The organism is Micromonospora wenchangensis (assembly GCF_002210435.1).
GTDB lineage: Bacteria > Actinomycetota > Actinomycetes > Mycobacteriales > Micromonosporaceae > Micromonospora > Micromonospora wenchangensis.
In genome coordinates this window covers 1-6,324 of sequence record NZ_MZMV01000122.1, presented here as the reverse complement: position 1 = coordinate 6,324, position 6,324 = coordinate 1, and the positions used below count along the sequence as shown (strand labels likewise).

General features: G+C 75.4%; 7 protein-coding genes. 2 read left to right on the top strand and 5 right to left on the bottom strand.

What is annotated here, in order from left to right; all coding sequences use genetic code 11:
• The first annotated feature begins 124 nt into the window (after positions 1 to 124).
• Positions 125 to 496: an ArsR/SmtB family transcription factor gene (locus B5D80_RS32340; protein WP_088647720.1), complete on the top strand. Its 372-nt coding sequence runs from the start codon at positions 125 to 127 to the stop codon at positions 494 to 496.
• Positions 497 to 500: 4 nt separating this feature from the next.
• On the opposite strand, the gene B5D80_RS32335 is transcribed toward B5D80_RS32340, so the two are convergent.
• Positions 501 to 890 carry a hypothetical protein gene (locus tag B5D80_RS32335; protein WP_144081840.1) on the bottom strand — a complete coding sequence of 130 codons (390 nt, stop codon included), beginning with the start codon at positions 888 to 890 and terminating at the stop codon, positions 501 to 503.
• A 329-nt stretch (positions 891 to 1,219) separates the two neighbouring features.
• Here B5D80_RS32335 and B5D80_RS32330 point away from each other — a divergent pair, with 329 nt between their 5' ends.
• Complete coding sequence (locus tag B5D80_RS32330) at positions 1,220 to 3,289, top strand: HelD family protein (RefSeq protein WP_088647715.1); 2,070 nt, start codon at positions 1,220 to 1,222, stop codon at positions 3,287 to 3,289.
• A gap of 77 nt (positions 3,290 to 3,366) precedes the next feature.
• On the opposite strand, the gene B5D80_RS32325 is transcribed toward B5D80_RS32330, so the two are convergent.
• From B5D80_RS32325 to B5D80_RS32310, 4 genes are all read right to left on the bottom strand, one after another.
• On the bottom strand, positions 3,367 to 3,675 hold the full coding sequence (locus B5D80_RS32325) for a DUF2470 domain-containing protein (protein WP_245855132.1): 309 nt from the start codon (positions 3,673 to 3,675) through the stop codon (positions 3,367 to 3,369).
• On the bottom strand, positions 3,672 to 4,349 hold the full coding sequence (locus tag B5D80_RS34675; RefSeq protein ID WP_088647714.1) for a biliverdin-producing heme oxygenase: 678 nt from the start codon (positions 4,347 to 4,349) through the stop codon (positions 3,672 to 3,674). Before B5D80_RS34675 ends, B5D80_RS32325 begins: the two co-directional genes overlap by 4 nt.
• On the bottom strand, positions 4,350 to 5,243 hold the full coding sequence (locus tag B5D80_RS34670; RefSeq protein ID WP_245855130.1) for a heme ABC transporter ATP-binding protein: 894 nt from the start codon (positions 5,241 to 5,243) through the stop codon (positions 4,350 to 4,352).
• 37 nt (positions 5,244 to 5,280) lie between these two features.
• The coding region (locus tag B5D80_RS32310) for a FecCD family ABC transporter permease (RefSeq protein WP_245855129.1) at positions 5,281 to 6,324 on the bottom strand (1,044 nt) is incomplete at its 5' end.

Genomic DNA, 6,324 nt, shown 5'->3' with positions numbered 1-6,324 from the left:
CCCGCCGTCGGCCGTCCCACCGCCACGGCGGGTCGGCCGACGCGCCGCCCGCTGTCACCCGATCCGCCAAATTCGTCGCGGCCGATCGGCGATCCCCCGGTCCGACCTGACTCCGGCTGCCATGATGGCGGACGTGGGAGCTGCGAAAACGAATACACCTGCCGTCTCACCGTTGACCGGTGAGCCGATCAAACGTGCCGATGCGGAACGGCTCGCGGGAGTGCTGAAGGCATTCGCCGACCCGGCCCGCCTACGACTGCTCAGCCTCATCCAGTCCGCCCCGCAGGGCGAGGCGTCCGTCACCGACCTCACCGCGCCGCTCGGGCTGTCCCAGCCGACGGTGAGCCACCACCTGCGGATCCTCACCGAGGCCGGGCTGATCGAACGCGAGAAGCGGGGGGTCTGGGCGTACTACCGCACGGTGCCGTCCACGATCGCCGCGATCGCCGACCTGCTGACCCCGCCCCGCAAACGGGCCACGAAGAAGACCCGCTGACCCGTCACCAGCCGCTGAACGCCACCAGGAAGGCCACCCCCAGCCCGCCGAGCACCACCAGGTAACCGACGCCGATGAACAGGGCCCGCCGGTGCCGCAACGGCACCGGCAGGAAGCCGGCGAGGGCGAGCAGCACCCCGAGCAGGGCACCACCGGTGGGGGCGCCCAGCACCACGAGCTGACCGGCCGGCCCGCAGATCAGCAGGCCCTCGGTGCCCTCGGTGCCGCAGCCGTCGGCCGCCATCGGCAGGAACATCCCGACCAGCGCCACCGCCAGGGCGAGCACGACCAGGAGCAGCACCGCCACCACCGCGCCCACGGTGGCCGCCACCCCGCTGCGGCGGGTGCCCGCCGGCACCGCCACGCCGCCCCGCGGACCACCTGTGACCACCATGCCCAGCCTCCCCGCCCGGTACCCGTGACCGCCGGCGACCACGGTGGGCGGCGGCACGCCGTCCCGCGTCGGGTCGAGGTGTGCTCCCCGGCCGCCAGTGTCCGGCGCGAGAGCGAGCGTAGGGGACGGAATCCGGCCGGGAGGAGGACCGTCCGGCCGGTCTGCCGACCCGACCGGCACCGGATGACGTCGTCCTCCCGGGTGCGTCACCTCCATCATATGGCCCGGTCAAGCCGTCCGGATCGTCCCGGATGACGATTTTCGCCACCCCGTACCGGGCCTAGTCTCGACCGGTCCGGGCCGCGGGGCCCGGTGGGAGGACGGGGTCCGTGTCCGAGACGACCCGGCAGATCGCCATCGAACAGCAGGTGGTCGACCAGGTGTACGCCCGCCTGGAGGTCATGCGCGCGCAGGCCCGGCAGCTCGGCGAGGAAGGTCGTCGGCGGGCCGGCGGCGGGCCGGCCACCGGGCTGGTCGAGCGGGACGCCATGGTGCTGGGGGCCGCCGCCCGGATGTCCGACCTCGACGGCCACGAGGAGGGGATCGTCTTCGGCCGGCTCGACTACGACGACGACGAGACGTACCGCATCGGTCGGTTGGGGGTCCGCGACGCCGACCGCGAGCCGCTGGTGGTGGACTGGCGGGCCCCCGCCGCCGCCCCGTTCTACCGGGCCACCCCCGGCGAGCCGCTCGGGGTGACCCGCCGCCGCGTCATCACCTGCGCCGGACGTACCGTGGTCGGCCTCGACGACGAGGTGTTGTCGGCCACGCCCGTCGACGGGGTGGTCGGCGAGGGTGCCCTGCTCGCGTCGCTGACCCGGGAACGCGGCGCACACATGCGCGACATCGTCTCGACCATCCAACGCGAGCAGGACGAGGCGATCCGCGCACCGGCCCACGGCGTCACCCTGATCACCGGCGGTCCGGGGACCGGCAAGACGCAGGTCGCCCTGCACCGGGCGGCCTACCTGCTCTACCGCGACCGGGGCCGGTTCGCCGACGGCCGGGTGCTGGTGGTCGGCCCGTCCGCCGTGTTCACCGAGTACATCGGCCGGGTGCTGCCCGGCCTCGGCGAGGACAGCGTCCACCTGCGCGCCGTCGGTGAGCTGTTCGACGGTGTCGTGGCGACCCGGCGGGACCGCGCCGAGGTGGCCCGCACCAAGGGTGACCTGCGGATGGTGCGGGTGCTGACCGACCTGGCCTGGGACACCCCGCCGAACGTGCCGAACCGGCTGTGGGGTCTCGACGCCGACGACCTGGCGCGGGCCCGCCGGGAGGTCCGCCGCCGGTGCGAGGCCGCCGGGATCGCCCCCAACGCCGCCCGGCCGCAGGCCGGCACGGTGCTCGCGGAACTGCTGCCTGGCCGGGAGGTCCCCGACGCCTTCCTGACCGCCTGGTGGCCGATGTTGACCCCGCAGGACGTCCTCCCCGCCCAACGGGGCGAGTGGTCGGTGGACGACGTCCCGCTGCTCGACGAGCTGGCCGAGATCCTGGGCCGACCGCCGCAGGTCACCGAGGTCCAGCCCGAGTGGCAGCGCCGGGAACTGCGCAGCGGCGTCCGGCTGGCGGAGACCTTCGTGCTGAGCCCGAGCCTCGCCGACGGGTGGCAGCTCTTCGCTCCCGGCCTGGCCACCCCCATGGCGCAGTCCGGGCAGTCGCTGGACAGCGGCCACCGGGGTGCCCAGCGCTGGGCGGCCGCGATCATCCTCCGGGAGGGTCACCAGGTGGTGGGCTGGGTCGACGGCGTCGACCCGTACGGCGAGGAGGGTTACGTTCCGGTGCTGGCCGAACCGCTGCCGGTGGCCGAGGCCGAGGAGCCCGTCGAGGACGCCTACCAGCACGTCATCCTCGACGAGGCGCAGGACCTGTCGCCGATGGAGTGCCGGATGATCGCCCGCCGGGCCGAGTACGCCTCGATGACCATCGTGGGCGACCTCGGTCAGGCGACCCACCCGCTGGCCGCCGGCTCGTGGCCGGAGCTGGTGCGACGGCTCGGCAAGCGGACCGCCCGGACATTGGACCTGCCCACCGGTTACCGGGTGCCCGAGGTCATCGCCGACTTCGCGGCCCGTGCCCTGCCGCCCGGCATCGCGCCGACCCGGTCGTTCCGGCCCGGCGGCAGCCTGGAGATCCGCCGGGTCGACGACCTGGCCGCGGCGGTGGCCGGGGAGACCGGGACCGTCATCGCCCCCGACCACCTGGCCGAAGCCCTGCACGCGGTCCCGGTCAGCCAGGTCAAGGGCCTGGAGTACGACCGGGTGGTGCTGGTCGAACCCGCCGACATCGTCGCCGCCGAACCCCGGGGCATGAACCGGCTCTACGTCGCCCTGACCCGGGCCGTCGGAGAGCTGGTGATCCTGCACAGCAAGCCGCTGCCGGAGCAGCTCACCCGCGACTGAGCCGCCCCGGGGCCAACCGGCCCGGCGGGGCGGGACGCCGGGTTCCAGGCCCGCCCCGCGCGGCGGGACGCCGGGTTTCAGCCCGCCCCGCGCGGCGGGACGCCGAGCGCGGCGCACGCCTGCTCGTACATCCGCACCACCTCGCGGCGGATCTCGGCCCGCTCGGTGAGCCGGTGGGCGAACGGCAGCCGCACCGGCACCTCGATGTCGTCGATCGTGACGGCGAAGTCCATCCCGTCGGCGTCGAGCCCGGTCACCCGGGCCCGGGTGGCGTCCGGGCAGCCGCCGAGGGTCCGGCAGATCAGCAGCGAGTCCGCGGCGTGGTCGTCGTTCATGTGCCGGCTGACCGCCGCCACCGTGTCCGCGTCGAACGGCTGCCCGGTCACGCCACCGCCTCCGTGATCTCCGGGCCGTCCGGCACGTGCCGGGCCAGGGCCGCGAACACCGCCGTGTTGTGCCGGTACGCCAACAGCACCTCGTCGAGCAGCGCCGCCTCGTCGGCCGGGCTCAGCCGCAGTGCGTCCAACCGGGCCCGGTACGCCTCCTTGTACGCCTTCGGCCGGGTGATCAGGTCGAAGGCGTAGAAGGCCACCCCGGAACCGTCGGTCAGCCCGTACCGTCGGGCCACCGCCCGCCCGATGTACAGCCCGCCGGAGAGGTCACCCAGGTAGCGGGTGTAGTGGTGGGCGATGAACCGCACCGGGGAGGTGCCGGCCACGGCCCGGATCCGGTCGGCGTAGGCCACCGTGGCCGGGTGCGGTGCGGTGCGCAGCGCCCAGTCCGGCCCGGCCAGCTCGGTGAGGTCCGCCTCCAGCGCGGGCAGCCGGGTCAACGCGTCGTCGACGAAACCCCCGGCGACCGGGTCGGACCGCATCGCCTCGGCGGCCGACTCCAACGCCTGGTAGAGGGCGTGGTGCTGGACCACCAGGTCGAGGTATCCGGCGAGGTCCAGCTCACCGGCGACCAGGGCGGTGACGTAACGCTGGCCCTCGGCGGCGGCGTGGGCGCCCTGGGTGGCGGCCCGCAACCGGGCCGAGAACGGCAGGGGTGGGGTGTCCATCTATTCCTCCGTGACGCAGGTGTTCCGGGCCGGGCCCCGACGGCGGGGCACGACCAGCGGCAGGCGGGTGTCCGGGTGCGGCACGACCTCGATGTCGTGCCGGTAGACCTCGCTGAGCAGGGGCGCGGTCAGCACCGCGTCGGGGGGTCCGGCGGCCCGGACCCGCCCGTCGGCGAGCAGGGTGACCCGGTCGGCGTACGCGCCGGCCAGGGCGAGGTCGTGCAGCACCACCACGACGGCGTCCCCGGCGGCGGCGCGGTCCCGGGCGATCCGCATGACCAGCTCCTGGTGGTGCAGGTCGAGGGCGGCGGTCGGTTCGTCGAGCAGCAGCACCCCGGCCCGTTGGGCCAGCACCCGGGCCAGCGCGGCGCGGGCCTGCTCGCCACCGGACAGCGACGGGAAGGGCCGGGCGGCGAACCGGATCACGTCGCAGCGGCGCATGGTCTCGGCGACCACCGCGTCGTCGTGGGCCTCCTCGGGGCGGCCGGCCCAGGGCGACCGCCCCATCCGGACCACGTCGACCACGGCGAACGGGAAACTCAGGGCGCTGCGCTGGGTCAGCACCGCGCGGCGCATCGCCAGTTCCACCGCCGACCACTCGGTCAGCGGCCGGCCGTCGACCTCGACGGTGCCGGCGGCGAGCGGCAGGTCACCGCTGACGGCGGCCAGCAGGGTGGACTTGCCGGCCCCGTTCGGGCCGACCAGGGCGTGCAGTTCACCGGCGCGGATGGCGAGGTCGACCCGGTCGAGCACCGGCCGGCCGGACCGCTCGACCCGTACCCCGGTGGCCCGGACCCGGGTGGAACCCGGCGTCGTGGGGGCCGGCACCCGGGGCGTCGACCGGCGGCCGAGCAGCCGCAGCGGCCCGCGACGCCGACGTTCCCGTACGCTCACCACGCCCTCCCACCGCGCGTGCCCGCCGGCTGCCCGCTCATGCCCAGCCTCCCGCGCGGTCGCGGGTGCGGCGCAGCAGCCAGAAGAAGGCGGGTCCACCGACGACGGCCGAGAGCACCCCCAACGGTAGTTCCTGATAGTCCACGAGGGTACGGGCGGCGAGGTCGGCGGCGACGACGACGATCGCGCCGCCGAGCGCGCTGGCGGGCAGCAGCAGCCGGTGCCCGGGGCCGGCGACCATCCGCACCAGGTGGGGCACGACCAGACCGACGAAGCTGATGATGCCGGTGAAGGCGACCGCCGCCGCGCCGAGCAGTGCGGTGACCACGATCATCCGGACCCGCAGCCGTTCCACGTCGACCCCGAGGTGCCGGGCGGACCTCTCGCCCAGGGCCAGCAGGTCCAGCCGCCGGGCGTCGGCGAGGGTGGCGAGCAGCCCCACGGCGAGGCACGGCGCGGCCAGCGAGACCGCCGACCAGTTGGCCTGGGCCAGGCTGCCCAGGTTCCAGAAGGCGATGGCCTGCACGCCCGACTCGTCGGCGACGAACATCAGCAGCCCGATGGCGGCCCCGGCGACGGCGTTGACCGCGACGCCGGTGAGGACCAGGGTGACCACCTCGGTCCGGCCGCCGGAGCGGGCCAGCAGGTAGACCAGCCAGGTGGTGGCGAGGCCACCGGCGAACGCGGCGGCGGGCACCGTCCAGCCGCCGAGCACGGTGACGCCGGTGACGATGGCCAGCGCCGCGCCGACCGCCGCGCCGGCCGAGACGCCGATGACGCCCGGTTCGGCCAGCGGGTTGCCGAACACCCCCTGCATGACCGCACCGGCGCAGCCGAGCGCCGCGCCGACGACGGCGGCGAGCGCGACCCGGGGGAAGCGGACCAGCCACAGTGCGCTCTCGCCGTGCACGGCGGCGGGTCGGGGTCCGAGGTCCAGGCCGAGGCGGTGCAGCACCGAGCCGAGCACCTCGGCCGGGGCGACGGCGACCTGTCCCCGGCCGGCGGCGACCAGCGCGACCAGCAGCAGGCCGGCGGTGAGCCCGGTGAGCAGGACCGGTCCACGCCGCCCCCGCCGGCGGGG

Bases quoted from the DNA above. Each gene is read 5' to 3' on its own strand.
- B5D80_RS32340 (WP_088647720.1), top strand. From the start codon at position 125: ATGGCGGACGTGGGAGCTGCGAAAACGAATACACCTGCCGTCTCACCG.
- B5D80_RS32335 (WP_144081840.1), bottom strand. From the start codon at position 890: ATGGTGGTCACAGGTGGTCCGCGGGGCGGCGTGGCGGTGCCGGCGGGC.
- B5D80_RS34675 (WP_088647714.1), bottom strand. From the start codon at position 4,349: ATGGACACCCCACCCCTGCCGTTCTCGGCCCGGTTGCGGGCCGCCACC.